Source organism: Streptomyces sp. P5F9, assembly GCF_057961495.1.
Map to the genome: position 1 here is coordinate 1 of NZ_JBXVPZ010000836.1, position 1,959 is coordinate 1,959.

Annotated in this window: 1 protein-coding gene; it reads left to right on the top strand. The window is 69.3% G+C overall.

All coding sequences use genetic code 11. The features are described from left to right. Positions 1–164 precede the first annotated feature (164 nt). The gene (locus AC31A1_RS50700; protein WP_489659799.1) at positions 165–1,841 is read left to right on the top strand and encodes a long-chain fatty acid--CoA ligase; all 1,677 of its coding nucleotides are present in this window, start codon (positions 165–167) and stop codon (positions 1,839–1,841) included. The last annotated feature ends 118 nt before the right edge of the window (positions 1,842–1,959 follow it).

Below are 1,959 nucleotides of genomic sequence, written 5' to 3' on the forward strand. Positions count from 1 at the left end.
GCCCCGACCCTAGCCGCAGCGGTGCCCCCAGCCCCACCGGAGCCCCAGCCCCCCCCGCCCAAACCCCACCCCCACCCGACGTGACGTGATCGATCACCCTCCCCTAGTGACATACCGTGCGGTATGTGCGCAGAATCAGCGCATCCCTTACTACCGCGTAGGCAATGTCGCCCCGGGAGGACGCCGTGCTGAGCACCATGCAGGACGTACCGCTGCTGATCTCCAGGATTCTGACCCACGGGTCGACGGTTCATGGAACATCGCAGGTGATCAGCTGGACCGGTGAGGGAGAGCCGCAGCGCCGTTCCTTCGCGGAGGTCGGTGCCCGCTCCGCCCAACTGGCGCACGCCCTGCGCGATGACCTGGGCGTGGCGGACGGCGAGCGCACGGCCACGTTCATGTGGAACAACGCTGAGCACGTCGAGGCCTACTTCGCGATCCCCGCCATGGGCGCGGTGCTGCACACGCTCAACCTCCGTCTTCCGGCGGAGCAGTTGGCCTGGATCGTCAACCACGCGGCGGACCGGGTGGTGATCGTCAACGGTTCGCTGATCCCGCTGCTCGCACCCCTGCTGCCCAAGCTGCCGACGGTCGAGCACATCGTCGTCTCCGGGCCCGGCGACCGCACCCCCCTCGACGGCGCCCACGCGCGCGTGCACGAGTACGAGGACCTCATCGCCGGCAAGCCGACCACGTACGACTGGCCCGAGCTGGCGGAACGCCAGGCCGCCGCGATGTGTTACACCTCCGGCACCACGGGCGACCCCAAGGGCGTGGTGTTCAGCCACCGTTCGATCTACCTGCACTCCATGCAGGTCAACATGACCCAGTCGATGGGGCTCACGGACCGTGACACATCGCTGGTGGTCGTGCCCCAATTCCACGTCAACGCATGGGGTTTGCCCCATGCCACCTTCATGACCGGCGTGAACATGCTGATGCCGGACCGTTTCCTCCAGCCCGCGCCCCTCGCCGAGATGATCGAGAGCGAGCGCCCCACGCACGCGGCGGCCGTCCCCACCATCTGGCAGGGCCTGCTCGCCGAACTGACCGACAAGCCCCGCGATGTCTCCTCGCTCACCCAGGTCACCATCGGCGGTTCGGCCTGCCCGCCCGCCCTCATGGCGGCCTTCGACAAGCTGGGCATGCGGGTCTGCCACGCCTGGGGTATGACGGAGACGTCCCCGCTCGGCACGGTCTCGCGCCCGCCGGCCGAGGCGGTCGGCACGGACCGGGAGTGGGAGTACCGGCTGACCCAGGGCCGTTTCCCGGCGAGCGTCGAGGCCCGTCTCACCGGCCCCGGCGGCGAACGGCTGCCCTGGGACGGCGAGTCGGCGGGCGAGCTGGAGGTGCGCGGCCCGTGGATCGCCGGCGCCTACTACAACGGCCAGGACGCCGAACCCCTGCGTCCCGCCGACAAGTTCAGCGAGGACGGCTGGCTCAAGACGGGTGACGTCGGCACGATCTCAGCCGACGGTTTCCTCACCCTCACCGACCGCGCCAAGGACGTCATCAAGTCCGGCGGTGAGTGGATCTCCTCCGTCGACCTGGAGAACGCCCTGATGTCCCACCCGGACATCACCGAGGCCGCCGTGGTCGCCGTACCGGACGAGAAGTGGGGGGAGCGTCCGCTGGCGACCGTCGTCCTGCGGGAGGGTTCGACCGCCGACTTCGCGTCGCTGCGCGCCTTCCTCGCCGACGCCGGCAAGATCGCCAAGTGGCAGCTCCCGGAACGCTGGACGATCATCGAGTCGGTCCCGAAGACGAGCGTCGGCAAGTTCGACAAGAAGGTGCTGCGCAGGCGGTACGCCGAGGGTGACCTGGACGTCACCCAGCTCTGACCGCGTACGGTCCCGCCATCGTCGTACGGCCTCGAAGCAGCCGTACGACGATGACGCGCACCCCCGACAACGCGCACCCCCGACAACGCATGCCCCCGACAACGCGCAGGGCGTCACC